At 60.5% G+C, this 17,460-nt stretch carries 20 protein-coding genes and 1 pseudogene; 8 read left to right on the forward strand and 13 right to left on the reverse strand.

The window, feature by feature from the left end:
• Positions 1–30: 30 nt before the first annotated feature.
• Positions 31–849, reverse strand: coding sequence for a M48 family metallopeptidase (locus AB4O08_RS07940; RefSeq protein ID WP_010213075.1), 819 nt, complete (start codon positions 847–849; stop codon positions 31–33).
• A gap of 1,418 nt (positions 850–2,267) precedes the next feature.
• On the opposite strand from AB4O08_RS07940, the pseudogene AB4O08_RS07945 reads away from it, so the two are divergent.
• A pseudogene (locus AB4O08_RS07945) lies at positions 2,268–2,324 on the forward strand (hypothetical protein); the annotation flags it as partial.
• 201 nt (positions 2,325–2,525) lie between these two features.
• Complete coding sequence (locus tag AB4O08_RS07950) at positions 2,526–3,230, forward strand: methyl-accepting chemotaxis protein (protein ID WP_420865025.1); 705 nt, start codon at positions 2,526–2,528, stop codon at positions 3,228–3,230.
• Between the two features lie 131 nt (positions 3,231–3,361).
• Here AB4O08_RS07950 and AB4O08_RS07955 read toward each other — a convergent pair whose 3' ends face one another.
• Genes AB4O08_RS07955 through AB4O08_RS07965 form a run of 3 tightly spaced genes read right to left on the reverse strand, consistent with a single transcriptional unit; the run spans position 3,362 to position 4,473 of the window.
• Complete coding sequence (locus tag AB4O08_RS07955; RefSeq protein ID WP_045791309.1) at positions 3,362–3,982, reverse strand: SOS response-associated peptidase; 621 nt, start codon at positions 3,980–3,982, stop codon at positions 3,362–3,364.
• A 36-nt stretch (positions 3,983–4,018) separates the two neighbouring features.
• A complete protein-coding gene (locus AB4O08_RS07960) occupies positions 4,019–4,279 on the reverse strand; it encodes a putative signal transducing protein (protein WP_010213078.1) in 261 nt (86 codons plus the stop codon).
• 11 nt (positions 4,280–4,290) lie between these two features.
• Positions 4,291–4,473: a CPXCG motif-containing cysteine-rich protein gene (locus AB4O08_RS07965; protein WP_010213079.1), complete on the reverse strand. Its 183-nt coding sequence runs from the start codon at positions 4,471–4,473 to the stop codon at positions 4,291–4,293.
• A 133-nt stretch (positions 4,474–4,606) separates the two neighbouring features.
• Between AB4O08_RS07965 and AB4O08_RS07970 the strand changes: the two genes are divergently transcribed.
• Positions 4,607–5,770 (forward strand): 1-acyl-sn-glycerol-3-phosphate acyltransferase, encoded by a 1,164-nt coding sequence (locus AB4O08_RS07970; protein WP_029529243.1) that lies wholly within the window; start codon positions 4,607–4,609, stop codon positions 5,768–5,770.
• Positions 5,771–5,920: 150 nt separating this feature from the next.
• Here AB4O08_RS07970 and AB4O08_RS07975 read toward each other — a convergent pair whose 3' ends face one another.
• Positions 5,921–6,178 carry a hypothetical protein gene (locus AB4O08_RS07975; RefSeq protein WP_010213081.1) on the reverse strand — a complete coding sequence of 86 codons (258 nt, stop codon included), beginning with the start codon at positions 6,176–6,178 and terminating at the stop codon, positions 5,921–5,923.
• 182 nt (positions 6,179–6,360) lie between these two features.
• On the opposite strand from AB4O08_RS07975, the gene AB4O08_RS07980 reads away from it, so the two are divergent.
• A complete protein-coding gene (locus tag AB4O08_RS07980; RefSeq protein WP_010213082.1) occupies positions 6,361–6,570 on the forward strand; it encodes a hypothetical protein in 210 nt (69 codons plus the stop codon).
• Between the two features lie 57 nt (positions 6,571–6,627).
• On the opposite strand, the gene AB4O08_RS07985 is transcribed toward AB4O08_RS07980, so the two are convergent.
• The gene (locus AB4O08_RS07985; RefSeq protein ID WP_010213084.1) at positions 6,628–7,215 is read right to left on the reverse strand and encodes a YajG family lipoprotein; all 588 of its coding nucleotides are present in this window, start codon (positions 7,213–7,215) and stop codon (positions 6,628–6,630) included.
• A 194-nt stretch (positions 7,216–7,409) separates the two neighbouring features.
• Here AB4O08_RS07985 and AB4O08_RS07990 point away from each other — a divergent pair, with 194 nt between their 5' ends.
• Both AB4O08_RS07990 and mqo read left to right on the forward strand, forming a co-directional pair.
• Positions 7,410–7,643, forward strand: a complete 234-nt coding sequence (locus AB4O08_RS07990) for a hypothetical protein (protein ID WP_010213085.1) — start codon at positions 7,410–7,412, stop codon at positions 7,641–7,643.
• 718 nt (positions 7,644–8,361) lie between these two features.
• Positions 8,362–9,870, forward strand: a complete 1,509-nt coding sequence (gene mqo / locus AB4O08_RS07995; protein ID WP_021491877.1) for a malate dehydrogenase (quinone) — start codon at positions 8,362–8,364, stop codon at positions 9,868–9,870.
• A gap of 69 nt (positions 9,871–9,939) precedes the next feature.
• Here the strand turns inward: mqo and AB4O08_RS08000 are convergent, their stop codons facing one another.
• The 4 genes from AB4O08_RS08000 to AB4O08_RS08015 all read right to left on the reverse strand — a co-directional run bounded on the left by AB4O08_RS08000 (position 9,940) and on the right by AB4O08_RS08015 (position 11,968).
• Positions 9,940–10,227, reverse strand: coding sequence for a PA4642 family protein (locus AB4O08_RS08000; protein WP_003188614.1), 288 nt, complete (start codon positions 10,225–10,227; stop codon positions 9,940–9,942).
• A 191-nt stretch (positions 10,228–10,418) separates the two neighbouring features.
• The gene (locus AB4O08_RS08005) at positions 10,419–10,904 is read right to left on the reverse strand and encodes a hypothetical protein (protein ID WP_010213090.1); all 486 of its coding nucleotides are present in this window, start codon (positions 10,902–10,904) and stop codon (positions 10,419–10,421) included.
• Between the two features lie 35 nt (positions 10,905–10,939).
• Complete coding sequence (locus AB4O08_RS08010) at positions 10,940–11,407, reverse strand: WbuC family cupin fold metalloprotein (protein ID WP_021491878.1); 468 nt, start codon at positions 11,405–11,407, stop codon at positions 10,940–10,942.
• 3 nt (positions 11,408–11,410) lie between these two features.
• Complete coding sequence (locus AB4O08_RS08015) at positions 11,411–11,968, reverse strand: hypoxanthine-guanine phosphoribosyltransferase (RefSeq protein WP_010213093.1); 558 nt, start codon at positions 11,966–11,968, stop codon at positions 11,411–11,413.
• A gap of 164 nt (positions 11,969–12,132) precedes the next feature.
• Between AB4O08_RS08015 and upp the strand changes: the two genes are divergently transcribed.
• Positions 12,133–12,771 carry a uracil phosphoribosyltransferase gene (gene upp / locus AB4O08_RS08020; RefSeq protein ID WP_010213094.1) on the forward strand — a complete coding sequence of 213 codons (639 nt, stop codon included), beginning with the start codon at positions 12,133–12,135 and terminating at the stop codon, positions 12,769–12,771.
• 2 nt (positions 12,772–12,773) lie between these two features.
• Positions 12,774–14,048 (forward strand): uracil-xanthine permease family protein, encoded by a 1,275-nt coding sequence (locus AB4O08_RS08025; RefSeq protein WP_010213095.1) that lies wholly within the window; start codon positions 12,774–12,776, stop codon positions 14,046–14,048.
• Between the two features lie 124 nt (positions 14,049–14,172).
• Here AB4O08_RS08025 and hisC read toward each other — a convergent pair whose 3' ends face one another.
• From hisC to hisG, 3 genes are all read right to left on the reverse strand, one after another.
• Complete coding sequence (hisC, locus tag AB4O08_RS08030) at positions 14,173–15,225, reverse strand: histidinol-phosphate transaminase (protein ID WP_044286647.1); 1,053 nt, start codon at positions 15,223–15,225, stop codon at positions 14,173–14,175.
• 3 nt (positions 15,226–15,228) lie between these two features.
• A complete protein-coding gene (gene hisD, locus AB4O08_RS08035; protein ID WP_460114792.1) occupies positions 15,229–16,551 on the reverse strand; it encodes a histidinol dehydrogenase in 1,323 nt (440 codons plus the stop codon).
• 128 nt (positions 16,552–16,679) lie between these two features.
• Positions 16,680–17,315, reverse strand: coding sequence for an ATP phosphoribosyltransferase (gene hisG / locus AB4O08_RS08040; protein WP_010213102.1), 636 nt, complete (start codon positions 17,313–17,315; stop codon positions 16,680–16,682).
• Positions 17,316–17,460: the final 145 nt, after the last annotated feature.

Consider the following 17,460-nt stretch of genomic DNA (forward strand, 5'->3'; position numbering starts at 1 on the left):
CCCATTTAGACCTTCACCAGATCTTTAGGCTCAGGATTTCTTGGCCTGTTGGTACAGCGGCATCACCTTCGGAATCGCCGCCTGCAACGAGGCGATTCGGCTGTCGGAGGCCGGGTGAGTACTCATGAACTCCGGCGGTGCACCTTCCGAGGCTTTAGCCATCTTGTTCCACAACGTAATGGCGGCGTTCGGGTTATAGCCGGCGCGGGCCGACAGTTCCAGGCCGATCAGGTCTGCCTCGTTTTCGTTGCTGCGGCTGTTGGGCAAGGTCATGCCGTAGTTTGCCACGGTATCGGCCAGTGCCAGACTGTCCTGGCCGAGGCCGAACAATGCACCGGCGCCCTGCTTCGCCATCTCGATCCCGTAGGCCTTGGACATGGCTTCACGGCCGTGTTCACGCAAGGCGTGGGCGATTTCATGGCCCATCACGGCAGCCAGTTCGTCATCGGTGAGCTTGAGGTTGTCGATCAACGCGCTGTACACGAAGATCTTGCCGCCAGGCCCGCAGTTGGCGTTCATCTCGTCGCTCTTGATCAGGTTCACTTCCCACTTCCACTGTGCGGCATCCGCACGAAAGGTCGGCGCCTGGGCAATCAAGCGGTTGGCGATGGCCTGCACGCGCTTGGCGTTGGCGCTGGTCTTATCCAATTGGCCCTTGCTACTGGCTTCGCCCAACGTCTGTTGGTAGGACTGGGCATACATCTGGTCGACTTCCTGGCTCGACAGCATGCTGAACATGTACTGCTTGCGCTCTACCCCAACGGCGCCGCCGCTGGTGGTGTTGACCGACTGACACCCAGCCAGCAGCATCGCTGCCACCAACCCACTTACCACCAATGATTTCTTCATCAACACTCTCCCTGAAAGACGCCCTTAAAACATGGCGCGTATCGTAGGCGCACATTTGTATCCGCGCCAGATACACCAGACGTGTAACCGAAGAATTTCGGATACACCCTACCTGCCCCAACAACGGCGGCGGGCATTCCATTTGCGACACCCCGAAGATTTTTGCAGGACACCCCCTAATGCCCTGCACGCCCGTGGCCGATACAAAAAGGCGGACTATCTCCCCTGCGCCCGGAGCCTTCATGAAATTCAAGTCGATCCAATTTTCTGTCGCGGCATTGGCCGGGGCCATTGTCCTGAGCGTGGTCGCGGTGCTGGTGCTGTACGCCTTGTTTGCGGGAGCGCGGACCCAAGAGATGGTGCAGGATCGCACCCAGGTGCAATTCGAACAGATTATCGAACAGCGCCTGACCGCCCTGGCGCAGACCCAGGCCACCTTGATCCAGCGCGAACTGGAAGCACCACTGGTGACCGCCAAGAGCCTGGCCACCGCCAACGCCCTGCTCGGCATGAAAGACGCCAAGGGCGAGCCGGCCCTGCAAGTCAGCCGCGAGCAACTGATCAACCTGCTGCATGAAACCGTGGTGCGCAACCCGAAGATCCTCGGCGCCTACATCGGCTGGGAGCCCAACGCGATCGACCACAACGACGCGGCCTACGTGAACAGCCCCATTGTCGGCATGGCCGCCGACGGACGCTTCCTACCTTGGTGGTACCGCAACGCCGATGGCAGCCTGGGCCTGGACAAGCTCGCCGACGTCAACGACCAGAACATCCTCTCCACCGGCGTGCGCGCCAGCGAGTACTACCTGTGCTCGAAGGAAAACAAAAAAGCCTGCGCCATCGATCCCGCCCCTTACAAGGTGGGCAATGCAATGGTGATGCTGGCTTCGTTCATTGAGCCGATCATGATCGACGGCGCGTTCCAGGGCATCGTCGGCGCCGACCTGTCGGTGAACTTCATCCAGGACATGCTCACCAGCGCCGATCAAAAGCTCTACAACGGTGCCGGTGAAATGGCGCTGATCTCCAGCAATGGCCGCCTGGTGGCCTATACCAAGGACGCCAGCAAACTCGGCGAAAAAGCCAGTGACCTGCTCGACAGCAACGAATTGACCAACCTCAACCAGTTGAAAGCCGGTGAAGTACGTTACGACATCGACAAGGAACACGGGCATATCGAACTGTTCCTGCCGTTCACTATTGGCCAGGCCGACGCACGCTGGACGCTGATGCTGCAACTGCCGCTCAGCGCAGTGATGGCCGATTCCCAGAAGCTGCAAAGCGACCTGGAGGCCCAGCGCAAGACCGACATTTTCGGCATGACCATCGCCGGTCTGCTGATCGCCGGTATCGGCTTGCTGGTGATCTGGCTGGTCGGCCACGGCATCGCCCGCCCGCTCAAGCAAATGGTCGCGATGCTCAATGACATCGCCCAAGGCGAAGGCGACCTGACGCGGCGCCTGACCAGTGACCGCGCCGATGAACTGGGCGCGATCGCCAACGGCTTCAACACCTTCTTGATCAAGCTGCAAGGCATGATCACCCAGGTGGTGAGTTCGGTGCAGAAGGTCAGCGACTCATCGGAACACACCGCCGACATTGCGATCCGCACCAACCAGGGCGTGCATAAGCAGATGGTTGAAATCGATCAGGTGGCCACCGCCGTGCATGAGATGACCGCCACTGCGCAAGACGTTGCACGCAACGCCACCCAGGCCGCCCAAGCCGCCAGCCATGCCGACCAAGCCGCGAGCCAAGGCATGCGCATTGTGCGCGACACCTCCACGTCCATCGGCGCACTGGCTGAAGAAATCGGCAAAGCGGTGAGCGTGGTGCAAACCCTGGCCAAGGACAGCGAGAACATCAACGCCATCCTCACCGCGATTCGCGGGATTGCCGAACAGACCAACCTGCTGGCGCTCAACGCCGCCATCGAGGCGGCGCGGGCCGGCGAGCAAGGCCGTGGGTTTGCCGTGGTCGCCGACGAAGTGCGCAACCTGGCGCAGAAGACCCAGAAGGCCACCGAAGAAATCCAGACCATGATCCAGCAGTTGCAGCAAGGCACCCGGGACGTGGTGCGGGTGATGGAGGACAGCCAGAGCCGCACCGATGAAAGCGTGCAACACGCGGCCAAGGCGGCTGAAGCGCTGGAAACGATCACCCAGGCAGTGTCGGTGATCAACGACATGAACACCCAGATCGCCAGTGCCGCCGAGGAACAGAGCGCGGTGGCCGAGGACATCAATCGCAATGTGATCAATATCGGCCAGGTGGCCAATGAAGTGGCAGGCGGCGCGGATGAATCCAGCGCGGCCAGTGCGGATTTGACCAAGCTGGCGGAGCAGCAGCGGCGGTTGATCAATCAGTTCAAGGTTTAGGGATTTGCGGCGGTATTGAGGCCGCCTTCGCGAGCATGCCCGCTCCCACATTTAACTGTATTCACTATTCCAAATGTGGGAGCGGGCTTGCTCGCGAAGAGGCCAGTGAAGACCACAGACAGCCAATAGGCTCAAGCCGGGGTCAGGCACTCCGGCCCATTGAGCTTGGGATCATTGACCATGTTGGCCAGGACCCGCTCGCGCAACGCGGTGGGTTCACTGGCCAATAGACCTTGCAACACATGCAACGGTGTCTCGGGGTTGAGCCAGGCCTCCTGCCCGGCCTCATCCAGAATCAGCGGGCGACGCTGAGCCTGGGCAGCCTGGGTCACCACCGCCGTACTCAGCCACACTTGCTCCTGCACCGGATACGCTTCCCAGATCGCGGCGAAAAACAATGTGGAACCCTCCCCCGGCGTCAGCCAGTACGGGCGTTTGCGCTGCGTACCGCGCCACTCGTAGAACCCATTCGCGGGCAGCAGGCAGCGGCGCTGGCGGAACGCTTCGCGAAACATAGGCTGTTCGGCCAGGGTTTCGGCGCGGGCATGGGCGGGTGTGCGCGAAAGATCGGTCAACCACGGCGGCGTAAGGCCCCAGCGGGCGCGGGCCAGGGTGCGCTGGCCGGCGGTGGCGCGCTGGATCAGCACCGAATCATTCGGGGAGATGTTCCACTGCGCCTGCTGATCGGCCGGGAAGCCCGGTAAGGCAGCAAAGGCGGAATTCCAGCGAAACAGGGCATAACGTCCACACATGGGGCAACACGACTCTTGGATAAACCGACCGACAGCCTAACAGACCAGCACGTCGGGGAAGCTGTCGGGTTCGTCACCCGGCACCGGCTGAGCACCGATATAGGCGGTAATCAGCTCGCGGGCCTCCATGGCCCGGTCATTGTCCACCTCCAGCCCCAACAGGCCGAAAATGGGCAATTCGCCAGTGCCGCCGAGCAAATGACGGCCCACCAGATGCGACTCGATACCCTCACTGGCGAGCATCTGTTGCAGCAGCTCGCCTTCCATCAGGTTTTCCGGTTCGTAGATTCGCTGCATGGATGTATCCGTTATTCGTTTTCGCTTCGGGTTTCGAGCATCCACTCTTCCCCATGCACCTGCAGATCGAAAATGATCGGCCGGCAACACACCTGGCAGTCTTCTATATAGGTCTGGTCACCACCGGACAAGTCCACCGTTGTCTCAACCACTTCACCACAATAAGGACAATCGTACGTCGCGTTTTCCAGCATCGCAGCCTCCAAGGTGACTTGTGCGTATAATCGCCGGTCTATTTACAGGGTTATATTTCGGCTGAGCCCATTACTCAGGCCGCACCCTGGTATTTCCTTTACTTACCCTAGCCGTTTCTAACAAGAGAGCATGATGGGCGAATTCGATACCATCCGACCTTACAACGACAGCGAAGTCCCGGCAGTGCTGGCGCGTCTGTTCAGTGACAAGGCCTTTCTGGACATCCTGACCCACTTCCGCTTCCCGCGCTTCGCCGGCGCCCTGGGCTGGCTGCTCAAGCCAATGATCGCCCGCAAACTACGCCGTGAGTTCGCCGGCGTCACCACCGTGGCTACGCTGCAGGACAAAGTCGAGTACTACGTCGACCACACCATCGACCGGGCGACCGACGGCGTGACCTACACCGGCGTCGAGCAGCTCAAGTCCGGCACGGCCTACCTGTTCCTGGCCAACCACCGCGATATCGTGATGGACCCGGCCTTCGTCAATTACGCCGTGTACCACGCCGGCCTGCCGACGCCACGCATCGCCATCGGTGACAACCTGCTGCAAAAGCCGTTCGTCAGCGACCTGATGCGCCTGAACAAGAGCTTCATCGTGCACCGCTCGATCACCGGGCGAAAGGAGAAGATGGCGGCGTATCAGCTGCTGTCGGCGTATATCAACCATTCGATCCGCAACGACGGTGCGTCGATCTGGATTGCCCAGGCCGAAGGGCGCGCCAAGGATGGGGATGATCGCACCGAGTCGGCGATCCTCAAGATGTTCCATGTCAGCCGCAAGGATGAGCCGTTTGCCGAGGTGATCCAGTCGTTGAACCTGACGCCGGTGTCCATCAGCTACGAATACGACCCGTGCGACTCAGCCAAGGCCCGCGAGCTGTACATCCGCGCCACCACCGGCACCTACAGCAAGGCGCCGGGCGAGGATGACGTGAGCATTGCCCTTGGCATTACAGGCTACAAGGGCCGGGTCCACATCAACTTCGCGCCGCCGATCACTGAGCGTTTCGAAGATACCAAGGTGTTGGCCGCAGAAATGGACCGGCAGATTCTCGGTGGTTATCGGTTATTCCCGGTGCATTACCTGGCTTATGCTCAATGGAGCGAGGCGGACCCGCAATTGCAGGTGCCGACAGCGGCCGAGGTGTTCCCGGCCGATGAGCTGGCCAAGGCGAAGACGGAATGGGAGCGGCGCTTGAACGAATGCCCGGCCGAACACCGACCGTTCCTGGTGGTGCAATATGCGACGCCGGTGCGCAACCAGTATCGCGTAAAAGCTGGAATCCCTCTTTAAACGCCGATCAAACATGTGGGATCTGGCTTGTGTGGGGAGCCGGGCTTGCCCGCGATGCAGGCACCTCGGTATATCAATCGCACCGAGGTGATGCTATCGCAGGCAAGCCAGCTCCCACACTAGCCCGCACACATTCGTTTCGCGATGTTTTCAGAGGTGGGTGCTGAGCCAGGAAGTGACCAACGCCAACCCCAGGCAGGCAAACCCAATGCGGTAAGCCAGACGATGCGCCCGTTCGGTGCGTACATCCAGAAACAACATCGGCTGGTCGATCGCGCGATCTTCGCCTTGCGCGGTCAGGTCGGCCATCGCGCGCTGTTCGCGCAGGCGGGTAATGAACAGCAGCGCCGCCCCCGTGCAGGCCACTAGTAAAGCCAGAACATTGATCAGTAGTGCGGGCAGCGCCATCGCAAACCTCAGTAAGACAGTGTCTTGGTATCGGTTCAGATACAAACCTGAACGATAGTGGCCTCCCGCGCCGTAAATGCTCCCTCCCCCGTTAACGGCTAATGTATCCAGTAATTTACGCCGTCACCTGAACGTCACCTTAACAAGCCACTCTGTTGCCCTTCGACGCTTAGGAGCTTGTCATGCTGCACGCACAAAACCAGGATCGGCTGTACCTGATCACCCAAAGTGATGAGCAAGAAGCACTGGTTGGCAGCCTGGCCTTCAACGTCCAGGATCGCCACTGGCTGGTGTATTGCGCCCTCGGCGGACACCAGCATGCAGACCTGCCGGAGACCGATCTGCTGACGGGGGTGAGCATGCTGGATTTCTGTATCGACACCGCCGCGTGAAACTGGAGGCGAAAAAAAGCCGGGCTCATCACTGGGCCCGGCTTTTTGCTGAATCGGTTATTGCGAGCTGAGCAACGAACCGATGCTTGGGTCCTTGAACAGGCGGGTCAAGGCGTCGCTGAGGACGTCGCTGACCAGCTTGGTGTTGGTTTCCTGGTTAGGTGACATGCCGAAGCGCTGGTTCAGGGACGCACCGTAACGACCGCTGTAGCGACGGGTGCCGGCGTTGACATCGGACTTGAAGGTCGCGCCGATGGACGCTTCGGTCACGTACAGGCCATCTTTAGGCGACTGATACTTCAGTTCGGCCAGGGTGATGGTCAACTGCGGCGCACCCGGTGCGTTGGCGCTTGGGGTGAACCCCAGCAGACGCACGGCGGCTTCAGCCTGGGCCTGCAGCTTGGGCAGTACGTCCTGGGCATTCACCGAGACCAGGGCGGTTTCCGGGTACAGGCCACCGCGAGAGCCGAGGGTCGGCGACGGACGACCATCCACCACACGCACCGACACCGGCTGGCCGTGGCCCACAGGCGCCAGCTGCGTGGTGATTTTCGGTTCCGGGGTCAGTTGTTGCGGGCTGTTGGCGCAGCCAACCAGGGTCAAACTGGTCACAGTGATCAAACCGAACAACAGGCGTTGCAACATGCTCTTCTCTCCAGAAATCAGGTACCGACAGGCGGGCAGTATAGCGGTGCGCCTGTGCCAGGAACTAGCGCCAGTTACAACCTGAGACCTGCGCGGCCTGTCGCGGTTCGGTGTCACTGATATGTCATGGCCGATACACAAGCTCGTCATGCCCGACCGACATGCTAGGCCCCAATCTCAGGAGGTCAGACACCATGCATTTTCTCTGGTCATTGTTTACGCGCAAGCCCGCCCTTCGTCAGTTCGCCCTGCTCGATGCGCAAGGTCGTTGCCAGGCCTTCAAAGAATGCAGCCAGCCGCCGGTAGGGGACGGATGGGTGGAAATCGATGAAATCCGCCTGAGCTGGATGCACCACCCGCTACCGGCCCGCGCACGCGTCAGCCCGCGTCCTGCGCGGTCGCCCCGGCACCAGCCGTTGGCCGCCTGACCGAACGCCTAATAAAAGTCATAAAACACGCCCATTTCCCTGGCGTTCTTCGCTACAATCTCCCCCCGATTATAAGGACGTCTCCTGATCGGGCCTCGCAGCATCGTTATTGCCACGGCACTAACCCCCAAATCGCCCACAGAGAGCCGCCCACACAGATCGAGTGAAGCTGGCGTGCTTGCTGTTTTCCCTGCAAACCCTCCGCCTTTACCGAATCTGCCAGAGCTGCCATTGCGCTCGGCCACTTGAGTTGTTTGCCCGTTTTGCCGCGTGTCGGCTAGGGGCCAGGTGCCAGGCTGGGGCAGCCCTTTTTTGAGGTTCACGTCTTCAAAAGAGCGTGAAAAAACGGGTTTTCACAACTTCACAAGAGTGTGGCGAGCAAATGAATAGTTTGGCGTTTGTACAAGCACCATCAGCGTCTGGAACAGCCCAACCACACAGGACCGAGCACGTTTTAAAAACCGGAGCTTGAGCCTGTCCGCTACGGATTGATTGCATGAATCGCACGCTTTGACCATAAGTCGAATTGCCACAGGCGCCCATGAATGCGTTCATAGGCAGATTAGCCCGGCAGGAAGCGCGCGCTGAATATGCAAAGAATTGCGAATCGGACATGGCGATCCTGGCCATGGGTAATCTGGGGCAACACGTGAATCGCCCCGTCACTCCTGGCAGCCATGCCGTCAATTTGGTGCTGCAGATTTTGGAGACGCGTTAAATGGCGCATAACGAAGCAGTCGACGTAGTACTGGTAGGGGCCGGCATCATGAGTGCCACCCTGGCCGTACTGCTCAAAGAGCTCGACCCCGGCCTCAAGCTGGAAGTCGTTGAGCTGATGGATTCGGGTGCCGCGGAAAGTTCCAACCCGTGGAACAACGCCGGGACCGGCCACGCCGGGCTGTGTGAGCTGAACTACACGCCCCAGGCCGCCGATGGCTCCATCGACATCAAGAAAGCCGTGCACATCAACACCCAGTTCGAGGTGTCGAAGCAGTTCTGGGCGTACCTGACCAAAAAGGGCACCTTTGGCTCGTCCAAGTCCTTCATCAGCCCGGTGCCGCACCTGAGCTTCGTGCAGGGCGAAAAAGGCGTGGACTTCCTCAAGAAGCGCTTTGAAACTCTCAGCCAGCACCACGCGTTTTCGGACATGCACTACACCGAAGACCGTAGCGAAATGGCCGAGTGGATGCCGCTGATGATGCCGGGCCGCTCGCTCGACGAAAAAATCGCAGCCACCCGCGTCATGAACGGTACCGACGTCAACTTCGGCGCACTGACCAACCAACTGCTCAGCCACCTGACCAGTTCGCCAGACGCCCAGGTCAAGTACAGCAAGCGTGTGACCGGCCTCAAGCGCAACGGCACAGGCTGGACCGTGAGCATCAAGGATGTGAACAGCGGCAACAGCCGTGACGTGGACGCCAAGTTCGTGTTCCTCGGCGCCGGTGGCGCAGCCCTGCCGCTGCTGCAAGCCTCGGGCATCGAAGAAAGCAAAGGCTTTGGCGGCTTCCCGGTCAGCGGCCAATGGCTGCGTTGCGACAACCCGGAAGTGGTCAAGCACCACCAGGCCAAGGTCTACAGCCAGGCTGCCGTAGGTTCGCCGCCGATGTCCGTGCCGCACCTGGACACCCGTGTGGTGGATGGCAAGAAATCCCTGCTGTTCGGGCCATACGCCGGCTTCACCACCAAGTTCCTCAAGCACGGCTCGTTCCTCGACCTGCCGATGTCGATTCGCGCCGGCAACATCGGCCCGATGCTGGCTGTGGCCCGCGACAACATGGACCTGACCAAGTACCTGGTCAGCGAAGTGCGCCAATCCATGGAGCAGCGCCTGGAGTCCCTGCGTCGCTTCTATCCGGAGGCGAAAGCCGAGGACTGGCGCCTGGAAGTGGCCGGTCAACGGGTGCAGATCATCAAGAAAGACCCGAAGAAAGGCGGCGTGCTGCAATTCGGTACCGAACTGGTCGCGGCCAAAGACGGCTCGCTGGCCGCCCTGCTGGGCGCGTCTCCGGGTGCTTCGGTGACCGTTTCGATCATGCTGGAGCTGATCGAGAAGTGCTTCCCAAGCAAAGCCGCAGGTGAATGGGCCGCCAAGTTGCAGGAAATTTTCCCGGCGCGGGAAAAGGTTCTGGAAACGGACGCGGAGCTGTATCGCAAGATCAACACGCAGAACAACATCAGCCTGGAACTGGTTGCACCTGCCGCCGAGACTGAAAGCTACGCTTGAAGTCGTGACGCCATAAAAAACGCCCCGCTCTCGTGATGAGAACGGGGCGTTTTTGTGTGCCTCGAATAATCAGCCGCGGGCGTTATCGATCAGCTCGATATACTCGGCGGCATTACGCTGGTCCTTGATCAGGTCCACGAAGGTCTGCCCATGCTCATCCTTGCCGTCGAGGTCCAGGCCAGCTTCCTTGAAAAAGCCCAGGAACCGTTCGAAGTCGTCGATACGCAGGCCACGGTAGGCCTTGATCAGTTTGTGCAGGGACGGTGAAGTCGCATCGACCGGCTCGAAGTCCAGGAACAACTTGATCTGATCGTCGCCGATCTCGTCGCCAATCACCTGTTTCTTATCTTTACGCATTACCGACTCCAGCCTGCAGACATTACACGGGAAAAGCAGTTTACCTGCGGCACGCCAGCTTCGGAAGCGACGCAGAACCAATGTGGGAGCGGGCTTGCCCGCGAATGCGGTGGGTCAGTCAACTTACCTTTAACTGATACTCCGCTTTCACGAGCAAGCCCGCTCCCACATGTGGTAATGCTGGGTTCTCACTACCGTGCGCGAACAGCACCGGTGTGTAAGTCGGCCCAGATATGCCCATTGGCATAACTGAGAAACTGTACATACACCGTGTCATTGCGCAGCAAGTCGACGATCACTCTGTACTGAGCCACCGGGTAGGACAAGGTGAGGGTCTTGCTCTTATCGTCGTACACCGGCTTTTTCAGGCTTTTGCTTTCGGCATCGAAGTTGAGCACCACCTGGCTGATGGTCGCGCCTTTGTTCAGGGATTTGCCCTTGAGGCGGATCATCAGCGGCGAGGTCACCGGAATCGGTTGCTGGCTGGATTGGCGTTGATTACCCACCACCACAGCGTACTCATTAACTTGCAGCAGTTGCTGCTGGTCCGGGGTTTCCGCGCGCAGGGTCAGGTCGTCCGAGGGCAGGAACTGGCTGTGCATCGGTGCAGGCGCCGCGGCCAGCGGCAGGCTGAGGGTCAGCGCCAGGACGGCGCAGGTGCGTATCAACAGGCTCATGGGCCGCTCCGGCAAGATGGGCCCAGCACTGTAGCTCAATCGAACTGGGCAAGCATCCAGCGTTGATACTCGGCCACGCCGGCATCGCCTTCGCGGGGCGCCCAATCGGCCAGCTCGCCTTCGCCCACCGGACGATACGGGCCGGCCTTGCACTCGAACATCACCGTGTTGGGCTCCAGCACCACCAAACCGTGGAACACGCCGGGAGGAAGATCAACGCCAGCGCATTCGCCACCCGCCTGCATCACGCGTCTGGCGAGCACTTCGCCGGTTTCGCTGAACACCAGCACACCCAGGCGGCCCTGCAGCACGAGCAAGGTTTCCGCCTTGTCCGCGCTCAGGTGCCGATGAGGCGGCACATAAGTGTCAGGCTGCAACCCCACAGCGAGACGGTGACACGGCTCTTCCATTTGATGGAAATTATGATGGTGCCGGCCACGAGGGCTGGCGCCCGCTTTCTCGGCCAGTTCGGCAAACAGCGTCTGATCAAGAAAACGGGCCATGGCTTACATCCCTTTGACGGCGTAAATGCCATTGGCATTGCGCCAGTAGCCTTTGTAATCCATGCCGTAACCGAAGATGTAGCGGTCGATGCACGGCAGGCCGACGTAATCGGCCTTCAGATCTGGGCGGGCCTTGCGATCATGGTCTTTGTCGATCAGCACAGCGGTGTGCACTTTGCGCGCGCCGGCGTGTTTGCAGAAGTCGATGATCGCGCCCAGGGTGTGACCTTCATCAAGGATGTCGTCGATGATCAGCACGTCGCGATCGATGAACGAGACTTCCGGCTTGGCTTTCCAGAACAGATCGCCGCCGCTGGTTTCGTTGCGATAGCGGGTGGCGTGCAGGTAGGACGCTTCCAGCGGGAATTGCAGATGAGTCAGCAATTTTCCGGCGAAGATCAGGCCACCGTTCATCACGCAGAAGACCACCGGGTTGGTGTCGGCCATTTCGCGGGTGATGTGCGCGCCAACCTTGGCGATCGCCTCTTCGACTTGCGCTTCGGTGTACAGGCAGTCAGCCTCGCGCATGATTTGACGGATATGCTCGAGATCAGCGGACATGGCGCTCTCCAAGGGGGTGCTGTGGCAAGAAAAGCGGGCGAAGGTACGCTTCTCGTGCGCTCCGAGCAAGCCTTAATGGACTAACGTACTAGATGTCTATAGGACAACACCCTCGGATAGATTAATCTAGGCCGGTTTTTTTGCCCGCCGCCGGAGCCTTTCCCATGCCCACTCGCGAGATCCGCCACCCGCTGATCCGACACAAGCTCGGCCTTATGCGCCGCGCCGACATTAGCACGAAGAACTTCCGTGAGCTTGCTCAGGAAGTCGGAGCGTTGCTCACTTACGAAGCCACCAAGGATTTGCCCCTGGAAACCTACGAGATCCCCGGTTGGGCCGGTCCCGTCCAGGTGGAGAAAATCGCTGGTAAGAAAATCACTGTGGTCCCGATCCTGCGCGCCGGTATCGGCATGCTCGAAGGCGTACTCAGCCTGATCCCGGGCGCCAAGGTCAGCGCTGTGGGCGTAGCCCGCAACGAAGAGACGCTGGAAGCCCACACCTACCTGGAAAAACTCGTTCCGGAAATCAACGAACGCCTGGCGATGATCATCGACCCGATGCTGGCCACCGGCAGCTCCATGGTTGCCACCATCGACCTGCTGAAAAAGGCCGGTTGCCGGGACATCCGCGCCATGGTCCTCGTCGCTGCCCCCGAAGGCATCGCGGCCGTCGAGAAGGCCCATCCGGACGTGCAGATCTACACCGCGTCCATCGATGAGCGCCTGAACGAACACGGCTACATCATCCCAGGCCTGGGCGATGCCGGTGACAAGATCTTCGGCACCAAGCAGAAGGACGCGTGAGCATGCAGGATGAATTCAACGACCCGCTTTGGCGCCAGATCCTGTCTGGCGCACAGATGCTCTTCGTAGCATTTGGCGCGCTGGTGTTGATGCCGCTGATCACAGGTCTTGATCCAAACGTTGCCCTGTTCACCGCAGGCCTGGGCACGCTGTTGTTCCAGCTGGTGACAGGGCGGCAGGTGCCGGTTTTCCTGGCGTCGAGCTTTGCCTTTATCACCCCGATCATTCTCGCCAAGGGCCAGTTCGGCCTCGCGGCGACCATGGGCGGGGTGATGGCGGCCGGGTTCGTGTATACCTTCCTCGGTCTGGCGGTGAAGATCAAAGGCACCGGGTTCATCGATCGGCTGTTACCGCCGGTGGTTATCGGGCCGGTGATTATTTCCATTGGCCTGGCCATGGCGCCGATCGCCGCCAATATGGCGATGGGCAAGTCAGGCGATGGCGCCGAGCTGATCCATTACCAGACGGCGATGATGATCTCGATGCCGGCGCTGCTGACCACGCTGATCGTGGCGGTGTTCGGCAAAGGCATTTTCCGCCTGGTGCCGATCATCTCCGGCGTGCTGGTGGGGTTTGCCATGTCGTTCTACTTTGGCGTGGTCGACACAGCGAAGATCGCCGCCGCGCCATGGTTCGCCCTGCCCCACTTCACCGCGCCGGAATTCAACTGGCAGGCGATTCTGTTCATCGTGCCGGTGGCCCTGGCCCCGGCGATCGAGCATATCGGCGGAGTGATTGCGGTGGGTAGCGTGACCGGTCGCGACTACTTGAAGAAGCCCGGCCTGCACCGCACCCTGCTGGGCGACGGCATTGCCACCACGGCAGCCGGCCTGTTTGGCGGCCCGCCCAACACCACCTACGCCGAGGTGACTGGCGCGGTGATGCTGACCAAGAACTACAACCCGAAAATCATGACCTGGGCGGCGGTGTTCGCCATCAGCCTGGCGTTTATCGGTAAGTTCGGCGCGCTGCTGCAAAGTATCCCGGTGCCAGTGATGGGCGGGATTCTGTGTCTGCTGTTCGGCTCTATCGCCGCCGTGGGCATGAACACGCTGATCCGCCACAGGATCGACCTGGGCGAAGCGCGCAACCTGGTGATCGTCTCGGTGACGTTGGTGTTCGGGATTGGCGGTGTGCTGGTGGGTACCGGCACCGGCCCGGATGATTTCGGCCTCAAGGGCATCGCCCTGTGTGCGGTGGTAGCGATTGGTTTGAACCTGCTGCTGCCGGGCAATGATGGCTGGAAGAACAAGAAGCCGGATGAGCCGCTGCTTTAATTAACACCGCAAAACCGAATGTGGGAGCGGGCTTGCTCGCGAAGGCAGTGTATCAGTCGCATACCTTTCGACTGATACTCCGCTTTCGCGAGCAAGCCCGCTCCCACCTGTGTTTCAGCGGCTGCTAGAGCTCGCCAAGGCCATCAATCAGCGCCTGGTTCTGCTCAGGCGTACCGATGCTGATCCGCAGGAACTGGGCAATCCGCTCCTGCTTGAAGTGCCGCACGATCACCCCTTGCTCACGCAACTTGGCCGCCAGGCCAGCAGCGTCATACTCAGGATGGCGAGCAAAGATGAAGTTGGCCGCCGACGGCAACACCTCAAAACCCTTCTCCTCCAATTGAGCGACGAGCGTGTTACGGCTATCGATGACCCATTGGCAGGTCTGCTCGAAGTACTCACGGTCCTCGAACGCCGCCGCCGCGCCGACAATCGCCAGGCGATCCAGCGGATAGGAGTTGAAGCTGTTCTTGACCCGCTCCAGCGCCTCGATCAGGTCCGGATGGCCCACGGCCAGGCCTACACGCAAACCGGCCAGTGAGCGCGATTTGGACAGGGTCTGGGTCACCAGCAGGTTCGGGTAACGGTCCACCAGGCTGATAGCGGTTTCACCACCGAAGTCGATATAGGCTTCGTCGACCACCACCACCGAATCCGGGCTGGCCTTGAGGATCTGCTCCACCGCGTCCAGCGCCAGTACTGTGCCAGTCGGCGCGTTCGGGTTGGGGAAGATGATCCCACCGTTGGGCTTGGCGTAATCCGCCACACGAATCTGGAACTGTTCATCCAGCGGCACCGGATCCGACTGGATGCCATAAAGGCCGCAGTACACCGGGTAGAAGCTGTAGCTGATATCCGGGAACAGCAGCGGCAGGTCGTGCTGGAACAGCCCGTGAAAGATGTGCGCCAGGACTTCGTCGGAACCGTTGCCGAGGAACACTTTGCCGGCGTCGATCCCGTAATATTTGGCGACCGCCTGCTTGAGCAGGTCGCTGTTCGGGTCCGGGTACAGGCGCAGGTTATCGTTCAACTCCGCCTGCATCGCTGCCAACGCCTTGGGCGATGGGCCGTAGGGGTTTTCATTGGTGTTGAGCTTGACCAGCTTGGTCAGCTTGGGTTGTTCGCCGGGCACGTAAGGCACCAGGTCCTTGACGAATGGGCTCCAGAATTTACTCATGTCTCAGTTCCCCTTCTCATCAAGGATGCGGTATTCGGCGCTACGGGCGTGGGCGCTCAGGGATTCACCACGGGCCAGCACCGAGGCAGTCTTGCCCAGCTCGGAGGCGCCCTGCGGCGAACAGAAGATGATCGATGAACGCTTCTGGAAGTCATACACCCCCAGCGGCGACGAGAAACGCGCGGTGCCGGACGTCGGCAGCACGTGGTTCGGGCCTGCGCAGTAGTCGCCCAGGGCTTCACTGGTGTGACGGCCCATGAAGATCGCGCCGGCGTGGCGAATCGACGGCAGCCAGGCTTGTGGATCGGCAACGGACAGTTCCAAGTGCTCTGGCGCGATGCGGTTGGCCACTTCGATGGCCTGCTGCATGTCGCGCACCAGGATCAACGCGCCCCGACCATTGATCGACTTCTCGATGATTTCGGCGCGGTCCATGGTCGGCAGCAACTTATTGATGCTGGCCGCAACCTTGTCGAGGAACTCGGCGTCCGGGCTGACCAGAATCGCCTGGGCGTCTTCGTCGTGTTCGGCCTGGGAAAACAGGTCCATGGCGATCCAGTCCGGATCGGTCTGGCCATCGCACACCACGAGAATTTCCGAAGGGCCGGCGATCATGTCGATACCGACCTGCCCAAACACATGACGCTTGGCGGTGGCGACGTAGATGTTGCCGGGCCCCACCACCTTGTCGACCTTCGGCACGCTTTCGGTGCCATACGCCAGGGCCGCGACGGCTTGGGCGCCGCCGATGGTGAACACACGGTCGACGCCGGCGATGCAGGCGGCCGCCAGCACCAGCTCGTTGATCTCACCGCGCGGGGTCGGCACCACCATGACCACTTCGGTCACGCCTGCCACTTTGGCCGGGATCGCGTTCATCAGCACCGACGACGGGTAAGACGCCTTGCCACCCGGCACGTACAGGCCGGCACGGTCCAGCGGCGTGACCTTCTGGCCCAGCACGGTGCCGTCGGCCTCGGTGTAGCTCCAGGAATCCTGCTTCTGCTTTTCGTGGTAGCTGCGCACCCGCGCCGCCGCGACTTCCAGAGCTTCGCGCTGAGGTGCAGTGATGCGCGTCAGGGCCAGCTCCAGGCGTTCGCGCGGCAGGATCAGGTCGGACATCGACGCGACGTCCAGGCCATCGAACTGGCGGGTAAAGTCCACCAACGCCGCATCACCGCGCTCGCGCACGGCCTTGATGATGTCGAGTACTCGCCCGTTGACCGAATCGTCGGACACGCTTTCCCAGCTCAGCAGATGATCCAGATGATGGGCGAAATCCGGGTCGGCAGCGTTGAGTCGGGCAATTGCAGTGGACGTGGTCATAGCGAGGGCCTCAATAGAATTGGCAAAAACTCAGGCGCCCTAAATTAGCAGTCGTTTCCGCTTGGGCACCTGAGAATTCTGGCTATGAGGCGGATAGACGGGCGCAGCCTTCCGGCTACGCGGGTAAGTCAACCGCGGTGTCGCGACTCCACTGCCTTGCGCAGGGTGTCGATCAACGCCTGGATACGGGCGTGCTGCATCTTCATCGATGCTTTGTTGACGATCAGGCGGGAGCTGATGTCGGCAATGAATTCTTGCGGCTCAAGACCGTTGGCACGCAGGGTGTTGCCGGTGTCGACCACGTCGATGATCTTGTCGGCCAGGCCGATCAACGGTGCCAGCTCCATCGAACCGTAGAGCTTGATGATATCGACCTGACGGCCTTGTTCGGCGTAGTAGCGCTTGGCAACGTTGACGAACTTGGTCGCCACGCGCAAACGGCCCTTAGGCTCGACGTCGCCGACGCGGCCGGCGGTCATCAGCTTGCACAGGGCGATACGCAGGTCCAATGGCTCGTACAGGCCCTGGCCGCCGTATTCCATCAGCACGTCCTTACCGGCGACACCGAGGTCAGCCGCGCCATGCTCAACGTAGGTCGGCACGTCGGTGGCCCGCACGATCAACAGGCGAACGTCGTCCTGGGTCGTGGGGATGATCAGCTTGCGGCTCTTGTCCGGATTCTCGGTCGGCACGATGCCCGCTTCAGCCAGAAGCGGCAACGTGTCGTCAAGGATGCGGCCCTTTGACAGTGCGATGGTCAACATGGGAAACGTCAGTCCTTCATCAGGCTATTGCTGTCCGATCGCAAACGGCGCCGGACACAGATCGAGGCCATTACAGCCTCGATTTGAAACAAATCAGTGTTTGTAGCAGCGAGCTTGCTCGCGAAGAACTCATGGACACCGCGTT

Source organism: Pseudomonas sp. H3_E07 (assembly GCF_054668895.1).